Here is a 20678-nt window from a genome sequence, read left to right as displayed (position 1 = left end):
AAATTCTCTAGCTCGGAATATTCCGGGGGACATTCTCTCCTCGAAATTCGATTCGCGGACGATAGCCGGTGTTTCGAATCTGTCCTTGGAGATACATCGAGGCGAATAATACGATTTGTTTTCCTCTCTACGTAGGCCGGTTTTGATGTATATCTCTTTTCGAGGTGGCGGACATGCCGTCCATTACACCCATGGCTCTGTACCACGTTCGTCGAACTACTGTTCCCTATTACAGAATCATTTCCTCGGGAAACGCACGGTGACTGCGCTCGTATGACATCGAACTAGTCTCGAAAACGGCTGTTGGTAACTACCGATATCAGCACGCGATACGGGAACGGGAAAGTGAAGGGTTCGGACCGTCGCTACTGGTCGCCGCTCCCCCACGCGTAGGCCTGCCAACCGCCGTCGGCGTACAGAACCTCGCCCGTGACGAAGTTGTTCCGTCCGACCAAAAAAAGCGCACACTCGGCCATCTCTTCTATCGTCCCGAATCGGTCCAACGGCGTTCTATCGCGAATCTCGTCGTCCGTGTAGTCCGCCGAACTCTGGGTTTGCCCCGTGATTTCGGTCCAGATGAACCCCGGTGCGAGCGCGTTGACGTGGATGTCGTGTTCCGCCCACTCGACGGCCAACGTCCGGGTGAGGTTGTTTACCCCCGCCTTCGACGCACAGTACGGCGAACGGAGGTGGAGACCACGACCACCCATCAGCGAGGAGATGTTGAGTATCGCACCACCGTCGGTCTGCTCGATCATCTGTCGACCCGCCGCCTGTGAACCGATGAACGTGCCGACCAGGTCGACGTCGATGACGTTTCGCCACTCATCGATATCGAACTCCACCGCCGGGTTTATCGTCGTGATTCCGGCGTTGTTTACCATGATATCGAGGGACCCGAACGTCTCGACCGTCGTCTGGACGAGCGATTCCATGGCGTCTTCGTCCGTAACGTCGGCCTCGACGGCGATGGCGGTACCACCGTCGGCCTCGATTGCCGCTGCGACCTCCTCGGCCCGCTCTCGTGACCGGGAGTTGACGACGACGTTCGCTCCTTCGGCGGCGAATCGCTCCGCGATTCCCTTTCCGATTCCTTTGCTGGAACCGGTGATGATCGCTGTGTCACCATCGAGCGTCTCAGACATGTCTACTCGTCACCAGCCGTGATGATTACTTCACTCTATTGGTGTACGCAAAATTGTCGATGTCGAGTGCACTCGGAGATCGCACCGCCCTTTCGTCGGACGTTCAAACGAACACGGTCGGGTTCCTATCGAGGACAGGACTACCTATTCGTTCGGTACCCATTCCCGTCGGTAGCGATATCCCACACCGGAATACCACGCGGAAAGATGGGACAAACCGAACGACGCTACAGAGTGTGTCTCAGTAGCTGTCGTATACGGTTTTCTCGATGGTGTAGAACTCCAGGCCTTCGTCGCCCTGTTCGCGCCACGTCTCGCTGGACGAACGCTTGAACCCGCCGAAGGGAACGTGGAGTTCGAGACCCGTCGTCTTGTCGTTGACCTTCACGACGCCAGCCTCCACCTCGTCGATGAAGCGGTTGGCTTCCGTGTGGTCGTCGGTGACGACGCTCGCCGAGAGACCGTAGTGGACGTCGTTTGCGACGGCGACGCCCTCCTCGAAATCGCTCACCTTGATGACGGCAACGACCGGCCCGAAGACCTCCTCCTGTGCGATTCGCATCTCGGAGTCCACGTCGGTGAACACGGTCGGTTCGACGAAGTAGCCCGATTCGACCGCTTCACCGTTGGGTGTGTCGCCGCCCGCCGCGAGCGTCGCGCCTTCCTCCTCGGCGATGCCGATGTAGTCGAGCGTCGATTCGAGTTCGCTCTCGCTGACCTGCGGTCCCATCTCGTGGTCGGCACCCGGACCAATGTCGATGGATTCGGCGCGGTCCACGAGTTCCGCGACGAACTCGTCGTACACGTCCTCGTGGACGATGGCGCGGGAACACGCGGTACACGACTGGCCGGTCGTCCCGAACCCGCCGTTAGCGACGATGTCGGCCGCTTCCGCCGGGTCCGCCGAGGACGCGACGACCGTCGGGTTCTTGCCGCCGAGTTCCGTCTGGACGCGCTTCCCAGCGTCCGTCGCTTGGTCGTACACCATTCCGCCGACTTCGCTGCTTCCGGTGAACGATACCGCGTCCACCGCGTCGTGTTCGATGAACTCGGTGCCGACGGTGCTTCCCGACCCGGTGACGACGTTCAGAACGCCGTCAGGGAGATCGGCCTCGTCCAGCGCTCGTGCGAGTTCGATGGCCACGCCGGGTGCGGCCGACGCGGGCTTGAGAGCGACCGTGTTCCCGGACGCGAGTGCCGGTGCGAGCTTCCAGGCGGGGATGGCGATGGGGTAGTTCCACGGCGTGATGAGCGAAGCGACGCCGACCGGTTCTTTAATCGTGTACAGGTTCTGGTTCGGCGCGCTCGGACTCTTCATCGTCCCGCCGAGGTCGGCCGCCTTCCCGGCGAAGTAGTGGAAGATGTCGATGGCCCGTTGAACCTCTCCACTGGCTTCGGCGTAGGCCTTGCCTTCCTCCGCGACGAGCGTGTCCGTGAGTTCCTCTTTGCGTTCCGCGAGCAGGCTTCCGGCCTCGCGGAGTATCTTTCCGCGCTCCGGTCCCGGCGTGGACGCCCAGTCGTCCGCCGCGGCCGCGGCGGCTTCGACTGCCTCCGTCGCGTCGGCCGTGCTGGACGACTGATAGCGTCCTGCGACCTCGCTCGGATTTGCGGGGTTCTCGACCTCGACGGTATCGCCCGACCCCGATTCGATCCATTCGCCATTGACGTAATTTTTCGTCGTGTCCGACATCACCCTCCTTTTCACACCTCTCCCATACGACTTTTACGGTCCGACGAAGGTTTGGCGCGAATTTTTACTACCGACATCACTAGTTTTTTGCCTACCGGGTCGAATCATCCGGTCATGACCGTCAACGACTACCTAAACGGTGTCAGGCAGCGAGATTGGGAGGTGCTGGATGAGGGAACACTCCGCCTCGCCGTCGTGGGACTCGGGTGGTGGACCCGCGAACAGGCTATCCCGGCGATTCGGGAATCGAAGTTCTGCGAAACGACCGTCGTCGTCAGTAGCTCCCACGAAAAGGCGGAAAACGTCGCCGACGGGACGCCGACCGTCACGGCCGCCATCACCTATGAGGAGTTCGTCGGGGGCCGTGCTACCGACGAATACGACGCCGTGTACGTCTGTACACCGAACGCGTATCACCTCCAGTACGTGTCCGCCGCGGCGGACCACGACAAAGCCGTCCTCTGCGAGAAGCCGATGGAAGCCACGCTCGAACGGGCGGAGGAACTCGTCGCGGTCGCCGAAGACATCCCGTTGATGGTCGCCTACCGGATGCAAACCGACCCACAGGTCCGACGAATGCGCGAACTCGTCCGCGACGGTGCTATCGGCGACCCGGTCGCCGTTCACGGTCACATGGAACAGCAGATGCTCGATTTCGTCTCGGGGAACCCCGACCAGTGGCGACTCGACCCCGACCTCGCCGGCTACGGATCGACGGTGATGGACTTGGGAATCTATCCGCTGAACACTGCTCGGTTCGTCCTCGACGCCGACCCCGTGAGCGCGACTGCACAGATGCACTCCGAACACGGCGCGTTCGACGAGGTCCCGGACGAACACGCCACCTTCTCGCTCCAGTTCGACGACGGCACGTACGCGGCCTGTACCGTCAGCCAGAATGCAAACCTATCGGGCGGTCTGCGGATTAACGGAACCGAGGGTGAACTGCGCCTCGACCCGGCATTTTTGGGGATGACGCCACAGACGCTCACGCTTCGGGGCGCGGACGGGCGCGAGATGGAAATCGACGACGGCCGACGCGACCTGTTCGGCGACGAGATGACCGAAGAGTTCGACTACTTCGCCGACCGCGTCATTCGCGGCGTCGAACCGACGCCGGACGGTGACCACGCGCTCGTAGACATGCGGACGCTCGCCGCCATTTACGAGGCCGCTGAAACGAAGACACAGGTAACAGTCGAGTAGTCCACCTGGACGACTTCTCCCGATTCGCAACCTTTACTACCGACCTCTAGGAATCCCTCGCATGCAATGGTTGACCAAGCGAAGCTCCGCGACCCGAACGCGGAGTATACGATGCGCGACCTCTCCGCCGAAACGATGGGAATCGATAACCGTCGTGGAGGGGTCCGCGATGCGGAGATAACTGACGTTCAAACGACGATGGTGGACGGCAACTATCCGTGGATTCTCGTTCGTGTCTACTCCGACGCCGGCGTCGTCGGTACCGGCGAGGCCTACTGGGGCGGCGGCGATACGGCCATCATCGAGCGGATGAAGCCGTTCCTCGTCGGCGAGAACCCGCTCGACATCGACCGTCTGTACGAACACCTCGTCCAAAAGATGTCCGGCGAAGGCTCCATCTCCGGGAAGACGATCTCGGCCATCTCCGGCATCGAAATCGCGCTGCACGACCTCGCGGGCAAACTCGTCGAACTCCCCGCCTACCAACTCGTCGGCGGGAAGTACCGCGACGAGGTGCGAATCTACTGTGACTGCCACGCGGGCGACGAGTCCGAACCCGAATCAAACGCGGCGGAGGCAGAACGCGTCGTCTCCGAACTCGGCTACGACGCGCTCAAGTTCGACCTCGACGTCCCCTCCGGGCACGAGAAGGACCGCGCGAACCGCCACCTTCGCGGCCCCGAGATAGACCACAAGGTCGAAATCGTCAAGCAGGTCTGTGAGACGGTCGGGGACCGCGCGGACGTGGCGTTCGATTGCCACTGGTCGTTCACGAGCGGCAGCGCGAAACGTCTCGCCCGAGAACTTGAGGAGTACGACGTCTGGTGGCTCGAAGACCCGATTCCCCCGGAGAACCACGACGTACAGCAGAAAGTCACGGAATCGACGACGACGCCCATCGCGGTGGGCGAGAATGTCTACCGGAAGTTCGGTCAGCGGACGCTTCTCCAACCGCAGGCGGTGGACATCGTCGCGCCGGACCTGCCCCGTGTGGGCGGAATGCGCGAGACGAGAAAGATCGCCGACCTCGCTGACATGTACTACATCCCGGTCGCGATGCACAACGTCTCCTCGCCCATCGGGACGATGGCGTCCGCACAGGTCGCCGCGGCGATTCCCAACAGCCTCGCGGTCGAATACCACTCCTACCAACTCGGCTGGTGGGAAGACCTCGTGGAGGAGAACGGCCTCATTCAGGAGGGTCGGATGGAGATTCCCGAGAAACCCGGCCTCGGCGTGACACTCGACTTGGACGCCGTCGGGGAACACATGGTCGAGGGTGAGGAGTTGTTTGATGAAGCGTGAGCTTCATCGAGCCAGCAAAGCTCTACTTTGCGTCGTTTGATGAGGCTACGCCTCATCAAGCCAGTGAATCTCTGATTCACGCTGTTCGACGAAGAGTAATCTTTGTCGTGCCAGCAAATTTCCAATTTGCGTCGTTCGACGAAGCGTGACCCTCGTCGTGCCAACGAATCTACGATTCGTGCTGTTCGACGAGGCGTAGCTCCGATACCCCCTCCCCCCGAGAGGACACATTTCCGACGACGATACTCTTTTAACATCTTCCACTCATCATTGTGTATGCGCTATTACCGACTCCCCGGGGGAGAGCTTCGCTCATCCGCGGATATCTTGGTGGTAATCGACGACGCCGGAACCGCATACGACCTCTCGTCCGTCTCTGCCGACCTCGGTTCGTTCAGGGACCTCGCCCGCGCGGCGAACGCGAACGACGAATCGGTCGATACGCTCGCCCGAAAGCGTATCGACGAGGCCGAACGAATCGACTTCGACGTCGCCGACCAAAACGTCCTCCAGCCCGTCATCGCCGACGAGGTGTGGGCGGCGGGCGTCACGTATCAAATCAGCGAGGAGGCACGCAAAGCCGAGAGCGGGAAACCAGAGGTGTACATGGACGTGTACGACAGCGACCGGCCGGAGCTATTCATGAAGGCCACGCCGTCGCGGACCGTCGGGCCGGGAGAGGCAATCGGGGTGCGCGGAGACTCCACGTGGGACGTCCCGGAACCGGAACTCGGCGTCGTCCTGCACCGCGGCGACGTCGTCGGGTACACTATCGGAAACGACGTTTCCAGCCGTGACATCGAAGGGGAGAACCCGCTGTATCTCCCGCAGGCGAAGGTGTACGACCGCTGTTGTTCACTCGGCCCGTGTGTCGCCTCGGCGGAAACGGTCGAGGACCCTCACGACCTCGAAATGTCGTTGACCATCGAGCGCGACGGGGAAACCGTGTTCGAAGACTCGACTTCGACGAGCGAGATGGCGACCTCCTGCGAGGAACTCGTCTCCTACCTCGGCCGCCACAACAGCCTTCCCGAGACGCTGGTTCTGCTCACGGGAACCGCGCTCGTGCCTCCGGAGTCGTTCACCCTCACCGAAGGTGACGAAGTCATCATCGACATCGACCGTATCGGCCGGCTCGTCAACGATACCGTCACCGTCTGACTCGATAGAAAGTGAAGACACACCCGAACAAAGACATCTTTTCCCGGTAGCCGGTCAGCTTCGGTGTGATTGCATTGTCCGTTAGGACATCTGTTCTATATCTAAGAACGAAATTGGAAAATACTGCTGGATGATTCTGTTCGAGAGGTCCGCCGTCGAGTCCCAAAAACCCGGTCTATCGGGATATTCGTCGACATGACCCAGTTGTCGGACTCTACAGCGAGGACGAGATGATTCTGATAACGAGAACGACTATCGGCTGAAATCATCACACTATCGACCATTCGTTCCCGTATCACGACTATCTATTACAGTCTTAGCTCTGTAATGGAATTCGAAACTCCGCTCGGTTTCATTGCCGTTCGCTTTCGATCGACGACTACGAGGGAGGTGCGTTTTCCACAACAGAATCATCGGAGTTCATACTCGCCATGGAAATCGAAAGGAATCGTAACCATCCGCAACGACGGTCTTCTCAAGGTATCATGACCGTTCGGAGTTTCGGTCCGAAATTTGTTATCTTTCGGCATCGGTCCGCGTTTCACGTGAAATCCTTGGGAATCGCTACCCGGTTCGTCGGACTTCGTCTGCCGCTTCACTCGGAACGTACAGTGTCGATAACCCCACGGAGATATCCGACGGTAAACCCACGTGCTCGGTGACGCCAATCATCGTCTCCGACCATCTTCGGGACGTGATCCGGAATGACTACCCCATCGAATCCGATGTCGTGGAGCGTTCGAACCACTTCGACGGTCTCGAAGTTCCCCGTATCGACGAACGTTTCGTGAAACTTCGGAACCGTCCCCACGACGTCCCGAAAATGGATAAAGACTATCTGGTCGCGCTCACCGAATCGACGAAGTACCTGATTGACGTCCTCGCCCATCTGTGAGAAACAGCCGAGACACAGTTTCAATCCATGGTTGTCGCTCGGAACGAGATCCATCGCCCGCTCGAAGTTCTCGACGTTGCGGAACAATCGAGGGATGCCTCCGAGTGATTCTATCACCGGCGGGTCGACGGGATGCAGTGCGAGCTTGACGCCCGCCTCTTCCGCTACCGGAAGAACCGCTTCTAAGAACTCGCGGTAGTTTTCCCAAAATTCGGATTCCGTATACTCCCTATCCAGGTCGGGAGCGAGTGCGTTCGGGTTGTCGAGTTCGGCGAGGTCGAACCCGGTGCCGAGCGCTCGACCGCGAGTCCTCACTGGGGACGTTCGCATCGGCACGACGCCGCGAGGATTCCATTGATATCCCAGGATAGGAATATCGGCCTCGCCGAGGTTTTGGATGAGGGTGATGATCTGGTTGATGGACTCGTCACCTCCTTCCCGACCGAACATGATGTCTCCGTACAGCGAATACGGAAGAGATTGAATACCTGTAAGCGACAGTCCCTCCGATTCGACCCGCTCGCGCGCTGCCGTTAGCTCCGTAACCGTGGGAATCGAGTCACGGCCGACGGAAACCGTTTGGATCCCCTCCTGGTCGTTGAACTCGTCCGGTTCCTCGTCCGTGTCCGCATGATCGACAAATATGTCTGTTGCACCCAATTGACGGATATATCTCAAACGATCCTCCGAGAGCGAACGTGTTCTGACACCGACTCGAACATCAGCACTTTTCGCCGTCTCAGTAGTAGCACGGTTGCTATCCATACCTCCACAACGTTCTGGAATACATAAATATGTTTGATAGCCAAAAAACAGGTATGGATATATTGAAGAACCGTTATGGTTCCCTACGATGTGGTCCGTCCGACATCACACTTCGTGTTGAATGTGATTATGTTAGAGTAACCACGATTACTTCATAAATTTATATGTCTAATGGAGTCAAGAACACAACCAATACTGTGGATTTTTTATCGTAGAGAATAGTGGGTACCGTATGGCTCCACGCACAAAAAAGGCGACAAACAAAATAAAATCCATCGACACGTCATTCGATATCATTGAATATCTCATGGAAAAGGATGGTGCTGGAGTGACGGAACTTGCGAATAACTTGGGACGGTCGAAGAGCACTATTCACGCTCATTTGAACACCCTCGAACAACGCAGATACGTGGCACAAATCGGCGACACGTACCGCGTTGGACTTCGGTTTTTAAATGTCGGCGGCTATGCCGCTCACTCTAACTCGGTTTATCGACTCACGAAGGACGAGGTAGACGAACTTGCGGCCGAAACCGGCCTTGCCGCTCAGCTCGTCGTCGAAGAACACGGCAAGGGAATCTTCGTTCATCAGTCGAGAGGAAACAAAGCGGTTCAAACGGACTCCCATATCGGTACCGAACGATACCTTCATTGCACAGCATTCGGAAAAGCCATGCTCGCATACTTTCCCCGTGAGCGGGTTCGAGAGATCATCGACAGACACGGGATGATCGAACAAACGTCGAAGACCATCACGTCGATGGATGAACTCACCAAGGAGTGTGAGGATATCCGGTCACGGAACGTAGCGTTCGACGATAACGAACAAATCGAAGGCATTCGGTGCGTAGCGGTTCCAATACTCACAAATACCGAGGAGGTCCTCGGAGCTATCAGCGTTTCCGGATCGACCCGCCACATGGATGATGAAACGTTCCGCAGGAAAATACCCGAGTTAATTCAACACACAGTGCGTGTCATCGAGATAAACTATTCGAACGTCTGAATAGCGGACGGATATATTCTCTACCGAATCCGAATTTACACCTTTCTCTCATTACGGTGTCGTATTTGGAACGATCGAGGAATAAAACCGTGACGGCTTTTCATAAATGGGCCTGCTTTACAGACATAGTGCTGTAATCCGCTTCCCTGTTCGATAATATAGAACGACATCAGCGTACGTAGTGCCAATAGTGACAACCAAATGTCATCTATGTCACGTTCAACGTTCGAACGCCCGGAAACGGCCGATTACAGTCGCGGTCAAGCGATGGTTACCGTTGTGTTCGATAATTCGGAACGAAGTCTGCGCCCTTCAAGCCACCCGGTTACTGACTCGGAACTTCGATTCGCTCGTTCGTAGCCGCTGACTCGTACGCCGCTTCCTTTACGATCGTCGCACGTAAGGCATCCCGCGCAGTCGCTGGGGGTGTTTCGTTTTCTCGGATCGACTCGATGAACGCTTCCGGTTTCGTCTTTCGTTCACCACTGTTAACGTATGGTGACACTTCGGAACCATCGCCAGAAATCCTCTTCATCGTTCTGTCTTCCCATTCTCGACCGTCGAAGTACATCGCCCCTTGGTCGTCCCAGATATGAATGTGTTCTCGCGTCCGAGGAACGATACCTGAATCGAAGACGTTTGCGATCGTACCGTTTTCGAACTCGATAACGATCGAGGACTGTGTATCAAGCCGTTTATCGTCGCCGTGATACTCCATTCGGGCAGTCACGTATTTCGGGGTCAGTCCTGTTACCCAGAGTATCGCATCGATGATATGAGTGCCTGTCGTATAGAGGTGTCCGCCGCCGCTCAAGGAAGTGTTCATACGCCAATTGGTTCCTTTTTCGAAATGGTGACGCCAATCTTGGGTGATTTCTGCGGTGATGAATTTCGGCGTCGAGTCGCCGAGCGCCCAGCGTTCTCGAGCTTCGATGAATCCAGGGTTCAGGTGGCGTTGGTACCCGACCATCAACACTGAATCGTTCGATTCGTCGCGTTCGACCAGCGCTCTCGCATCGGCGGTATCGATAGTCAACGGTTTCTCACAGAGGACGTGGAGTCCTCGATCCAGAGCGGCGACGGTTTGCTCGTAGTGGAGTCCATTAGGGGTGACGATGAGTACGGCGTCTAGCGACTCGTCGTCCAGCATCCGCTCGTAATCCTCGTAGAGCGACGTCTCGGGAACGGCTAGTCGCGTCGCCGTTCTGGATAACGCAGCAGAATCGATGTCGGCTATCGCAGAAACCTCCGCCGAAGGGAGCCGGTTAAATTGCTCCCCCAGCACGCCTCCCAAGCTTCCCGTGCCGACTATTCCTATTTGACTTACGGCTTCACCGTTCGTATGATCGGTCATTGCGGTGTATCAATGGAAATCAATCACGAGAATATAAACTTATGCAAACGTTATATTTCAAACACGTATCGTCTCACTAACATACAAATCCTTTATACAGCGACGATTCTTCAGTAGTGTGAGACGCCATGACAACTGATATGGAATACACGTGCCTAGGGATACGGGATTGGAGATTTCACGGTTTTGCCTCGGTTGTATGAACGTCTTCGAAGGACCTTTGATAACCGCTTGTGTGACAGGGCCCTCTATAACGGTCCGCTAACTGGTCGATCTCGACCGTTCCGGTGCCGTTTCCGTTGGACCCGGGTAGTGATTGTCGTTTGCTGAACCCGGAAAGGGGGAGCGACGATTTATATGGCTCCTCTTTGGATACTACCGTATGAAACAAACGCCGAATCCGAGCATCACGTCTCGTTCTCGAACTGACGATACGCATTGGATGACGTTAGCGGCCTACATCGTCGTCGGTATCGCCGTGACGATTTACACGGGCTACACGCTTCTACCCGTCAGTACGAGTCCGTATAGCCTCCTCACGGGTCTCGTACTGACCGGCGCTGCCATGTTGAGTTTGTTCGCATACTTCGCCCTATTCAAGGATACGATCCATCTCTCACACACCGAGTCCCAGTGGAAACCGAGTTGGGTTCGATATTTCCTGTTGGGATTCGGCATCCCGCTCTTCTCTTATCTGCTCCTCGTAGAGGGTATCTCGCTCGGAAAACCGACTCCCTTGATCATCGTCTACTCGCTGATTCTCTCCACGACTGTGACGTGTATCGTCTACCTTTACTTCCGTCGCCGCTACGTGGGGCGGCCGTAACTGGTGCGATAATCGTGCCTATCGTTCATTCGCACTTCGTTTCCCCCTAAGGAAGATACTTATTCCTTGACGCTAGTGTCTAATACTAATAACAAATAATATATAGGGTGAAATCATCAACTCATGATAGACCATGTCAAACACAGGTTGTAGTAGACGCAAGTATATGAGCCTCGCCGCTGCAATGGGCGCAGGTAGTATCGCTGGCTGCTCCGGTGGCGGCGGTAGTGGCGGCGGTTCGAACAAGATAACCGTCTGGTCCGATGCGTTCGATTCACAGACACCGAAACTCCAGAAACTAATGCGCGATTCGGTGGACGGGAAGGTCGAATTTTCGGACATGCGCTACGATAGCATCAAAAAGAAGTACCTCACCGGCGCGAAAACAGGGACACCTGACGTCGTCGAAGCGACGCCGAACCACCGAGGTGATTACGTCTCTGCGGATCTGATCGAACCGTTGACCGACCGGGTGGACAAACTGGATTACAAGGACGGATATACCGGTCTGGATACGATGAAATACAAAGACGACATCTGGGCGTTACCCTATATCGGAAACGGTCGTGGGTTCGTCTACCGACAGGACATATTCGAAAAATACGGCTTCGAGGTTTCCGAAAAATGGTCGGATTTCGTCGAGATGGGCGCTGAAATCACGAAAAAAGAGGACGGGATGCACGGCTTCACGCTCACTAGTCAGAAAGGGAATACACGTGGACTTCAGGAGTTTCTGTCGTTCCTCTTCCAACGCGTCGATACGATTTTCGAATCGGACGGAGACGGATGGAAACTGGTGCCGACGGCGGAGGACTTCGGTATCGTGTTCAAGGAGTACTTCTGGGACCCCTTCTATAAGACGGACAAACCGGCGACGGACCCGAATGCGAGGGGGATCGACTCCCTCGCTCACGACATCGCGTACGTGAACGGGAACTATGCTGCCATCTCCACCGGCCCGTGGATTCCGGGATTGGCGAGCGGTTCGGACGACACCAACAAACAGGCGATGAAGAACTATCGGAACAGCGTCGCTACGCACAACCCACGAGTCGAGGGTGGTGAGAAAGGCACGTACATGGAAGTCAAGCCCGTCTTCCTGAACAACAACTCGAAGAACAAGGACGACGCGTGGAAAGTGGTCAAAGCGGCCACGAGTCCGGAGGGAATCAAGACGTTCCTCGAAGAGGACCCTGGTAACCTCCCAGCACACGAGGACGTCGAATGGAAAGTCCCCGAGCAGACGAACAATCCCGATTGGAAGGGGTTCAAGGAGGTCTTCAAAACCGGAAAGTCCTACGGATTTTGGAGCGTCAGTAAGGTTTCGACGACGTGGTTCGACCTGTCGCAGAAGGTGATGTACGACGAGATCGACCCGATGAAGGCGGGCAAACAACTCCACAAGGAGTGGTCCAGCAAGGCGGGAGAGATATAGACGCGTCCGGTTTCCGAGAGATTCCGAACCACCTTTTGGTACTGTTCCGATATCGAACGTTCTTTTGTGACTGTTTCGGTACCGACACGTCTGGCATTGCTTTTGCGTACCGACGCTACTCGCTCCGGAGTGGGCGAATATATGTACTCCAATCGATACGAGGGGTTGTGCTCTGACACTGCGAAAGAGACACTGCTCTGTGTCATTCCGACCGATTATCGACACTTGTCACTCGTGGTTCGAGTAAATCGTGTGGGAGCCAACGCTCGGTTCGGAGCGGTGAGAAAATCGTCGTCGGGAGGTCCCGGCGGTTACGTACCGTGCATTCCGCCGCTTGCGAGTCCCTCGACGATGTAATTCTGGACGAGGGCGAAGAACACGATCGACGGAATCGCGGTGACGGTAGCTGCGGTGACAGTCGCTCCCCAGTTGATGGTGTTCGCGCTCTGGAACAGGAAGAGGCCGAAGGGGAGCGTACGCGTTCCACCACTCTGCGAGAGGACCGACACGAAGAGGAAATCGTTCCACGACGTGACGAAGGTGTAAAACGATGCGACGGCAATGCCGGGCAGCGCTAGCGGGATGATCACGTAGTAGAGGGCGGTAAAGTGAGAACAGCCATCTATCCGTGCTGCTTCGTCGAGCGCTTTCGGTATCTCGTCGAAGAACCCTTTCAGTAGCCACATGGCTAACGGGAGCGCCCGCACGCAGTGTGCGAGGATAATCCCGAGATAGGAGTCGACGAGGCTCAACGAGTACATCATCAGGAAGAACGGGATGATGATCAGCGCAGGTGGCAACATCTTCGTCGACATGAACGCGACGAGCAGTACCTTCCGTCCCGGGTAGGTGAATCGGCTCAGCGAATACGCCCCAAGAATCCCCAACACAAGCGTTATCGCGGTCGTACTGAACGCGATGATTATCGAATTGACGAACAGCGATTGGAACTGCGGATCGGTCAATACCAACTCGTAATTGCCGAGCGTGAAATTCTCCGCCGAGGGGATGATGATGAGATGGTCCGCTTGTATGATCGACCCCGATTTGATCGTCGATAGCGCGAGCCACACTACCGGGACGAGAAACCAGATGAAATACAGCGCCAGTGCCGCGTATACACCGAGGGCGTATTTGAGACTGTGCTCTTCGCCGACCCACGCGTCTAAGCGGTCGACGATTCCGTTGTTTCTGTCCGTCGTATGTTGGTTAGTTGTTGCCATTGTCGTTCTGTCCTCCGTTGGTAGTCGTTCGAGAGTCGTTGTCGTTCGAAGCCATCATTCCGTATCCTCCAGTACGATGTAGACGACCGTGAATATCGCCAGTAAGAGGAGCATCACGGCACCGACTGCCGACGCGTAGCCCAGCGCGTACTCGCGGAACGCCTGTTGATACACGTACGTGCCGAGTACCTCCGTCGCGTTCACGGGACCGCCACCGGTCGCGATGTAAATCATTTGGAACGAATTGAACGCGGCGATGGTCTCGATGACGATCATGATCATCGAAATGTACGAGATGTTTGGTAGGGTGATGTATCGAAACATCTGTAGCCGACCAGCACCGTCTATTTCTGCCGCTTCGTAGTATTCTTCGGGAATCGACTGCATGCTGGCCATAAGCGCGATGGCGACGAACGGGGTGTCTTTCCAGACCCGTAACATCGTTACGAGCGGCAGTGCGAGCGACTTGTCACCGAACCATGATTTGTTCGGGCCGCCGACCATCTTCATCAGCAGGTTGGCCAAGCCGTAATCGACCTGAAACGTCCACGTCCAGATGATGACGATCACCACAGGGGGGATCACCCACGGAACCATGGATAAACTCCGTAGCTTTCCGAGTCCGGGCAGGTTTTCCTTGAGCAATAGTGCGAGGCCTAATCCGAGGAGATACATCGACACCACGGCTCCGACCGTCAGTAGTACTGTCTGTTTCAATGCGAGCGCGAACACCGGATCCGCGAACAACTCGTGATAGTTCACCAATCCGATCCACTCGACGCTATCGGGATTCAGAAACGAGCGGGAATGAAAGCTAATCCAGAGGGCTTGTATCGTCGGATAAACGATAATCACTAGCATCATCACCGTCGCGGGTAATACGAGCCCGTATCCGACCCACGTTTCACGAGCGAACCACTCAGCCTCGCCGAAGAATCGGCGTACGCGATGAAATCTATACTCTTCTCCCGTAGGTGTCGACATCGATTGTGACAATTATCGACGGGCATATAAAAATTTATGCCAAAAACCGACACAAATGTGTGTACAATAAGATCTTACTCTTCGATTCGACCCTCCAATCGCTGCAGCTGCCCGTTGAGAAGTTCCCGTAGATTGTTCGAAACCACAATTATCAATATAATTCAAAAAGACATATATTAACAATTCGCAAATACTCCGTTCAGCAATGGCGGATCTAGAGTTACGAAACTTCACGAAGGTTTACCAATCGGGGTCCGCGGATCCGATCATCGGCGTCGATGACCTCAGTATCACGCTCGAAGAGGGCAACTTCCTCGTCTTGGTCGGCCCGTCCGGGTGCGGAAAGTCCACGACGCTTCGGAGTATCGCCGGTCTCGAATCGGTGTCGGAGGGCGAAATTCGGATCGACGGAACAGTCGTCAACGACGAGAAGCCGAAGAATCGGGATATCGCCATGGTGTTCCAGAACTACGCGCTCTATCCTCACATGTCCGCGCGTGAAAACATGAGTTTCGGGCTCAAAATGACCACGAACCTGTCGGATGAGGAAGTCTCGGATCGTGTCGAGCGCGTCGCGGAGATGATGGGTATCGACAATCTGCTGGGGGACAAACCGAAGGAACTCTCCGGCGGACAACAACAACGCGTAGCCCTCGGCCGGGCCATCGTTCGTGAACCACACGTGTTCCTGCTGGACGAACCGCTCTCGAACCTCGACGCCAAACTTCGAGCACACATGCGTACCGAGATTCAGGAACTGCAAGATAACCTGAACATCACCACCGTCTACGTCACCCACGACCAGACCGAGGCGATGACGATGGGGGACAAAATCGCAATCCTCGATGGTGGGACGCTTCAACAAGTCGGAACCCCGCTGGAATGCTATTATACGCCACAAAACCAGTTCGTCGCGGGGTTCATCGGCGAACCGTCGATGAACTTCTTCGAGATGGAAGTCGACGACGGGGACCTCGTGAGTGACAGAGTCAGATATCCCCTTTCCGGCAGTCGTCTCGACGCGGTACGTGGCGAAGGCCACGTCACACTTGGCATCCGCCCGGAGGATATCAAACTCGCCGATGGTCCGGGCGATCATACGATCCGTGCGAACGTCAACGTCGTCGAACCGCTCGGAGACATCAACTACATGCACGCCGAAGTCGAGGGTATCGAGTTGACGGTGAAGATACCCGGCGAACGATACGTAGAACAGGATACCGATGTCACGCTGGTGCTTCCCGAAGAGAAGATCCATCTCTTCAGCGGCGAAACGGGTGACACGCTTTGTAACCGAAGTTTGCCGACGGACGAGTCGTTCCCGAAACAACTGTCCTCCCACGGGGATTGAGACCGCTCCGACGCGACCTTCAGTGACCGGACACGAACGACCTCGCGTACGTTAGGAGTCCTTCGACAGTTCCGTTGCCGGAAGAACACCGTCGACTTTCAGGACGAGATTCGCGGCTTCCGTGGCGCTGATGATCGCGTTCCGTTTTACCGCCGCCACATCGACGACTTCGGACGCGTACGCGTCGGTCGGCTCCCCGGAACGGACGTCTATCCCAGTGTCCCTATCGCCACCGTCGTGAGCGGATCGTAGTTCGGTCAGGGCTCGTAGCGAGTCGACTCCCGCATTTTTTGCGAGGACGTACGGGATCTTTTCCAATGCGTCCGCAAAGGCCTCCATCGCCAGTTGCTCGCGGCCGCTCCGTTGTATCGCACTGTTTCGAACGTTTTTGGCGAGTTCCATCTCGATCGCACCGGCACCCGGGACGACCTGCCCATCGGAGAGCAATCGGACGCCGAGGTCGATCGCATCGGTGACGGCACGTTCGAATTCGTCCGAGACCGTTTTCGTCGTCCCCCGGAGGACCAGCGTCACGGCGGCCGCATCCGTTCGTTCGATGTAGAAGGTGTTTTCTACCCCAGTATAGGAAACGTCCGCTCGCCCAGTTTCGTTCCGTATCTCCGTCTTCAGGTCGGAAACGATCCGAACATCGAGCAACCGTGCCAAAAACTCGATGTCCGGTTTGGGAGTGAACCTCGATATCTGAACTCCCTCCTCGGCGAGACGCCCTGCTATTTCGTCTTCAACGCGTTTCTGACAAAAGACGACGTCGACTTCGGCCTCGACGATGCGGTCTACGATTCGCTGACGGGCGCGCGAATCCCGATCGACGAACCGTCGATACCCATTCGGGTCGCTCACCTCGGCGACGAAATCGCCTTTCGAGTCGCCCACTTCGAGCGGCGCGTCTACGAGAAGTATGGTGGCGTCATCGAGTTCTACGGCCACATCCTCGACGATCGGTGATTTCTCTACGACCGCGCCGGAACGTATCTCGGATTCACCAATCCGTCGGCCAGGGCGACGTGCGACGGCGATTCGCTTGGTGAGGTCTCTCCCTCTCCGGTCGCCGACCTGTCGAAAGGCACCGACTAGCAGTTCCGCTACTGCTCTCCCCTCCGCATCGGAAACGGTTCCGGAGAGGGTACTCGCTATCGCCTGTTCGAACAGGGGGTCCTCTTCGTTCTCAACGGTGGTAGCCATGGTCTCCAACTGGTCGCACGCGAGCGAACTCGCGGCGCGGAATCCGGAGACTATCGATGTCGGATGGATTCCCTCAGAGAGGAGCGTCCGTACACCCCGTATCAATTCTCCTGCGATGATTATCGCGGTCGTCGTCCCGTCACCTACCTCCGACTTCTGTGCAAAGCCCACGTGTGCGGTCATCGTCCCGAAGGGATCGTCGAACGACATCTTTTCCAGGACGGTCGCACCGTCGTTGGTGATCGTCACGTCTCCGCTCTCGTCAATGACCATCTTGTCCATTCCATCCGGGCCGAGCGTCGACCTGACTGCCCCTGCGACCGCTTGGGCCGCTCTAGCGTTGTGGAACTGCACGCTTCGTTCTCCTTCGCTGTCGGAGGAGTCCCACCTTCTCCTCAGGTCCGTGGTGGCTTGAGCCATGTGCTACCCATTTGCGTGGACATCCATAAATACGTTCTGTGACTCGATACTAGAACAAATCGTTATCCGATGTCAGGATTCTTCGCAAAGTTCCGTATCCATAAAATATAACTCCCTTCGGGAGATTATGTGACGTAGTCATGGAGAGCGAGATAGGTACGAAGACCGACAGTAGTACGACTGCTCCGAAACGGAGCGACCCGGTGGAGAACATAAAAATCGGGTACATCGGGGGAGGAAGTCGGGGCTGGGCGTACACCCTGATCAACGACCTCGCACAGTGTACGACGATATCGGGGGAAGTGGTGTTGTACGACCGCGTTTTTGAAAGCGCCAAACGAAACGAGCGGTTCGGAAACTGGGTGCAGGAGCGTGAAGGAGCGGTGGGTGACTGGACGTACGAGGCGGTCGAAGACCGAGAAACGGCGCTCGACGGTGCCGACTTCGTCGTTCTCTCCACGCAAGATCCCCCCCCGGAAACGATGGCCCACGAAATCGATATACCCGCCGAATACGGTATCCTTCAGTCCGTCGGCGACACGGTCGGACCCGGCGGAACCGTGCGAGCGATGCGAACCATTCCGGTGTATCGAGATATCGCCGCGGCCGTCCGAGAGCACTGCCCGAACGCGTGGGTGGTAAACTACACGAATCCGATGACCGTCTGTGTACGAACGCTGTACGAGGAGTTTCCCGACATCAACGCAATCGGTTGTTGTCACGAAGTGTTTCATACCCAAGAACATCTGGCGAACCTCGTCGGGAAGTACCGTGATACGGACCAACCGTCGAGAAAGGAGATCGACGTGAACGTCAAGGGGGTCAACCATTTCACGTGGATCGACGAAATGAGTTGGCGCGGAGAGGACCTTCATCCCCTCATCGAACGGCATCTCGAAACGGAGATCCGCGACCGCTCGTTCGAACCGGGCGACTTGGACGGGGAATCCTATTTCGTCGACAACGAACTCGTCACCTACGAACTCTACGAACGGTTCGGAACGTTCCCGGCCGCAGGGGATCGACATTTGGCGGAATTCGTCCCTTGGTTCCTCACCTGTGCCGACGAAACGGAGATACAACGGTGGGGGATCCGTCTCACGCCCAGCAAGTATCGAGTCGACCGTCAGGAGGACGCCCTTTCGAAGTTCCACGACCCGATGAATGGCGAGGAGAAGTTCGAGTTCTTCGACTCCGGTGAGGAGCTGGTCGAAATCATGCACGCACTGTTGGGCTTCGAAGAGCTGAAGACGAACCTCAACCTGCCGAACCGCGGTCAAGTATCGAACCTCCCGGCGAACGCCGTCGTCGAGACGAACGCACTCTTCACTGACGACAGCGTAACGCCGCTGGCTTCGGGAGTACTTCCCGCACAGGTACACAACCTCGTCAGTACACACGTCGAAAACCAGGAGACGCTGATCGAAGCGGGATTTTCGGGCGATGTCGACCTCGCGTTCCGAGCGTTCCTCAACGACCCACTCGTCTGCATTCCCATGGCCGAGGCGCGGGAGATGTTCGACGACTTGGTCACTTCAGTTCGCCCCTATCTGGACGACCACTGGGACTTCGAGAACACATCGGCAGTTCGTTGACACGCATGTGGACGGCTGTGGAACCGACCTCTGTTTATTCGCAGACCAGCGTTTCGAGTGTACCTCTCCGAAGCACCGTTCGGGACGATCCGCTCGAACATCGGTTTCACACTTCCCGCCGCTTCGAAGCCCTTACTTCTCAAAAAATCTTTCAGTGATGCTGTTCGGACGAAATTTTAAATATACCGTTCCCGAACCTACTACGAGAGCAGCCAATGAATACAGTAGTAGTAACCGGCAGTTTCGGTCGGGTAGGCCGTTGGACTGTCGATTTTCTGACAGAGGAGGGTTATTCGGTCGTCGGCGTCGATACGACCCATCCGGGATCCGGAGTGAGAGCACGAGACCGTGTGGAACTCAAATCCTGTGATCTGACGACACGGGGTGCGTTCGAGGAGTTGATTCGAGAAGCCGATCCGGACGCTATCGTACACCTCGCTGCGATTCCGAATCCGGAAGTACATCCGGGGACGCACGTATTCGAAAACAACGTAATGAGTACCTACAACGTTCTCACCGCAGCGGGGAGGGAGAAGCTTCCCGTGACGTGGGCGTCCAGCGAGAGCGCGTATGGCTTTCCGTTCGCGGAACGTCCGGCACCACCCGAGTATCTCCCCATCGACGAAGACCACCCCCTGCGACCAGAGGACCCGTACGGTTCATCGAAACTCGTCGGCGAGGACATTGCGGACGTCATCACACGACGATATGGCATTCCGATCGCCAGTCTCCGGATCTCGAACGTCCAATATCCGGGCAAGTATTCGGTACTCGACGGTCGAGATTCGTTGGAAAACGGCGTCGGTAACTTCTGGTCGTACGTGGACGGACGTGACGTAGCAACTGCGGTTTCCCGGACGTTGGACGCGGATCTGTCGGGACACGAGCCGTTCGTGATCGCGGCTGACGACAACTATCTGGGCAGACCGACGACGGAGGCGTTCGAAGAGTACTTCGGTGACATCCCGGACGACACTTCGATACTCGGTGAGGAGTCAGCCTTGAGCTCGGAAAAAGCGAACGCAGTCCTCGGATGGGACCCGAAGCACAGTTGGCGAACGGCCGCCGACGAGAATCGGCCCGTTCCGACCCTCACGAAGTAGACCGGATACGA

Annotated in this window: 16 protein-coding genes; 9 read left to right on the top strand and 7 right to left on the bottom strand. The window is 56.7% G+C overall.

Going from position 1 to position 20678, the window contains the following annotated elements; translation table 11 throughout:
* Positions 1–365 precede the first annotated feature (365 nt).
* Together AC1XDK_RS15380 and xacF are read right to left on the bottom strand one after the other, a co-directional pair.
* Entirely contained in the window at positions 366–1145 is a 780-nt protein-coding gene (locus AC1XDK_RS15380) for an SDR family NAD(P)-dependent oxidoreductase (protein WP_483350789.1), read from the bottom strand.
* A 241-nt stretch (positions 1146–1386) separates the two neighbouring features.
* Positions 1387–2835, bottom strand: a complete 1449-nt coding sequence (xacF, locus tag AC1XDK_RS15375; protein WP_483350788.1) for a 2,5-dioxovalerate dehydrogenase — start codon at positions 2833–2835, stop codon at positions 1387–1389.
* 114 nt (positions 2836–2949) lie between these two features.
* Between xacF and gfo6 the strand changes: the two genes are divergently transcribed.
* The 3 genes from gfo6 to AC1XDK_RS15360 all read left to right on the top strand — a co-directional run bounded on the left by gfo6 (position 2950) and on the right by AC1XDK_RS15360 (position 6507).
* On the top strand, positions 2950–4041 hold the full coding sequence (gene gfo6, locus AC1XDK_RS15370) for a D-xylose 1-dehydrogenase Gfo6 (protein ID WP_483350787.1): 1092 nt from the start codon (positions 2950–2952) through the stop codon (positions 4039–4041).
* A 66-nt stretch (positions 4042–4107) separates the two neighbouring features.
* A complete protein-coding gene (locus tag AC1XDK_RS15365; RefSeq protein WP_483350785.1) occupies positions 4108–5346 on the top strand; it encodes a mandelate racemase/muconate lactonizing enzyme family protein in 1239 nt (412 codons plus the stop codon).
* 276 nt (positions 5347–5622) lie between these two features.
* Positions 5623–6507 carry a fumarylacetoacetate hydrolase family protein gene (locus AC1XDK_RS15360; RefSeq protein ID WP_483350784.1) on the top strand — a complete coding sequence of 295 codons (885 nt, stop codon included), beginning with the start codon at positions 5623–5625 and terminating at the stop codon, positions 6505–6507.
* 595 nt (positions 6508–7102) lie between these two features.
* On the opposite strand, the gene AC1XDK_RS15355 is transcribed toward AC1XDK_RS15360, so the two are convergent.
* A complete protein-coding gene (locus AC1XDK_RS15355; protein ID WP_483350783.1) occupies positions 7103–8167 on the bottom strand; it encodes a mannonate dehydratase in 1065 nt (354 codons plus the stop codon).
* A gap of 232 nt (positions 8168–8399) precedes the next feature.
* Here AC1XDK_RS15355 and AC1XDK_RS15350 point away from each other — a divergent pair, with 232 nt between their 5' ends.
* Positions 8400–9173 carry an IclR family transcriptional regulator gene (locus AC1XDK_RS15350; RefSeq protein ID WP_483350781.1) on the top strand — a complete coding sequence of 258 codons (774 nt, stop codon included), beginning with the start codon at positions 8400–8402 and terminating at the stop codon, positions 9171–9173.
* Between the two features lie 325 nt (positions 9174–9498).
* Here AC1XDK_RS15350 and AC1XDK_RS15345 read toward each other — a convergent pair whose 3' ends face one another.
* Positions 9499–10527: a Gfo/Idh/MocA family protein gene (locus AC1XDK_RS15345; protein ID WP_483350780.1), complete on the bottom strand. Its 1029-nt coding sequence runs from the start codon at positions 10525–10527 to the stop codon at positions 9499–9501.
* 382 nt (positions 10528–10909) lie between these two features.
* On the opposite strand from AC1XDK_RS15345, the gene AC1XDK_RS15340 reads away from it, so the two are divergent.
* Both AC1XDK_RS15340 and AC1XDK_RS15335 read left to right on the top strand, forming a co-directional pair.
* The gene (locus AC1XDK_RS15340; RefSeq protein WP_483350779.1) at positions 10910–11353 is read left to right on the top strand and encodes a hypothetical protein; all 444 of its coding nucleotides are present in this window, start codon (positions 10910–10912) and stop codon (positions 11351–11353) included.
* Between the two features lie 166 nt (positions 11354–11519).
* Positions 11520–12788, top strand: a complete 1269-nt coding sequence (locus AC1XDK_RS15335) for an extracellular solute-binding protein (protein WP_483350778.1) — start codon at positions 11520–11522, stop codon at positions 12786–12788.
* A gap of 311 nt (positions 12789–13099) precedes the next feature.
* Here AC1XDK_RS15335 and AC1XDK_RS15330 read toward each other — a convergent pair whose 3' ends face one another.
* Together AC1XDK_RS15330 and AC1XDK_RS15325 are read right to left on the bottom strand one after the other, a co-directional pair.
* A complete protein-coding gene (locus tag AC1XDK_RS15330; RefSeq protein WP_483350777.1) occupies positions 13100–14011 on the bottom strand; it encodes a carbohydrate ABC transporter permease in 912 nt (303 codons plus the stop codon).
* A gap of 54 nt (positions 14012–14065) precedes the next feature.
* Positions 14066–14995 carry a carbohydrate ABC transporter permease gene (locus tag AC1XDK_RS15325; RefSeq protein WP_483350776.1) on the bottom strand — a complete coding sequence of 310 codons (930 nt, stop codon included), beginning with the start codon at positions 14993–14995 and terminating at the stop codon, positions 14066–14068.
* Between the two features lie 205 nt (positions 14996–15200).
* On the opposite strand from AC1XDK_RS15325, the gene AC1XDK_RS15320 reads away from it, so the two are divergent.
* Positions 15201–16346: an ABC transporter ATP-binding protein gene (locus AC1XDK_RS15320; protein ID WP_483350775.1), complete on the top strand. Its 1146-nt coding sequence runs from the start codon at positions 15201–15203 to the stop codon at positions 16344–16346.
* A 51-nt stretch (positions 16347–16397) separates the two neighbouring features.
* Here AC1XDK_RS15320 and thsB read toward each other — a convergent pair whose 3' ends face one another.
* On the bottom strand, positions 16398–17969 hold the full coding sequence (thsB, locus tag AC1XDK_RS15315; protein ID WP_483350774.1) for a thermosome subunit beta: 1572 nt from the start codon (positions 17967–17969) through the stop codon (positions 16398–16400).
* Between the two features lie 140 nt (positions 17970–18109).
* Between thsB and AC1XDK_RS15310 the strand changes: the two genes are divergently transcribed.
* Entirely contained in the window at positions 18110–19564 is a 1455-nt protein-coding gene (locus AC1XDK_RS15310) for a family 4 glycosyl hydrolase (protein WP_483350773.1), read from the top strand.
* Between the two features lie 215 nt (positions 19565–19779).
* A complete protein-coding gene (locus tag AC1XDK_RS15305) occupies positions 19780–20667 on the top strand; it encodes an NAD-dependent epimerase/dehydratase family protein (protein WP_483350772.1) in 888 nt (295 codons plus the stop codon).
* The last annotated feature ends 11 nt before the right edge of the window (positions 20668–20678 follow it).

It is taken from the genome of Haladaptatus sp. HS23, from assembly GCF_056892285.1.
Note: the sequence above shows the minus strand (reverse complement) of the source record. Positions and strands in the feature narration are given on the sequence as shown.

Bases quoted from the DNA above. Each gene is read 5' to 3' on its own strand.
- xacF (WP_483350788.1), bottom strand. From the start codon at position 2,835: ATGTCGGACACGACGAAAAATTACGTCAATGGCGAATGGATCGAATCG.
- AC1XDK_RS15335 (WP_483350778.1), top strand. From the start codon at position 11,520: ATGAGCCTCGCCGCTGCAATGGGCGCAGGTAGTATCGCTGGCTGCTCC.
- gfo6 (WP_483350787.1), top strand. From the start codon at position 2,950: ATGACCGTCAACGACTACCTAAACGGTGTCAGGCAGCGAGATTGGGAG.
- AC1XDK_RS15365 (WP_483350785.1), top strand. From the start codon at position 4,108: ATGGTTGACCAAGCGAAGCTCCGCGACCCGAACGCGGAGTATACGATG.
- AC1XDK_RS15360 (WP_483350784.1), top strand. From the start codon at position 5,623: ATGCGCTATTACCGACTCCCCGGGGGAGAGCTTCGCTCATCCGCGGAT.
- AC1XDK_RS15310 (WP_483350773.1), top strand. From the start codon at position 18,110: ATGGAGAGCGAGATAGGTACGAAGACCGACAGTAGTACGACTGCTCCG.
- AC1XDK_RS15325 (WP_483350776.1), bottom strand. From the start codon at position 14,995: ATGTCGACACCTACGGGAGAAGAGTATAGATTTCATCGCGTACGCCGA.
- thsB (WP_483350774.1), bottom strand. From the start codon at position 17,969: ATGGCTCAAGCCACCACGGACCTGAGGAGAAGGTGGGACTCCTCCGAC.
- AC1XDK_RS15320 (WP_483350775.1), top strand. From the start codon at position 15,201: ATGGCGGATCTAGAGTTACGAAACTTCACGAAGGTTTACCAATCGGGG.
- AC1XDK_RS15350 (WP_483350781.1), top strand. From the start codon at position 8,400: ATGGCTCCACGCACAAAAAAGGCGACAAACAAAATAAAATCCATCGAC.
- AC1XDK_RS15380 (WP_483350789.1), bottom strand. From the start codon at position 1,145: ATGTCTGAGACGCTCGATGGTGACACAGCGATCATCACCGGTTCCAGC.
- AC1XDK_RS15340 (WP_483350779.1), top strand. From the start codon at position 10,910: ATGAAACAAACGCCGAATCCGAGCATCACGTCTCGTTCTCGAACTGAC.
- AC1XDK_RS15330 (WP_483350777.1), bottom strand. From the start codon at position 14,011: ATGGCAACAACTAACCAACATACGACGGACAGAAACAACGGAATCGTC.
- AC1XDK_RS15355 (WP_483350783.1), bottom strand. From the start codon at position 8,167: ATGGATAGCAACCGTGCTACTACTGAGACGGCGAAAAGTGCTGATGTT.
- AC1XDK_RS15345 (WP_483350780.1), bottom strand. From the start codon at position 10,527: ATGACCGATCATACGAACGGTGAAGCCGTAAGTCAAATAGGAATAGTC.
- AC1XDK_RS15305 (WP_483350772.1), top strand. From the start codon at position 19,780: ATGAATACAGTAGTAGTAACCGGCAGTTTCGGTCGGGTAGGCCGTTGG.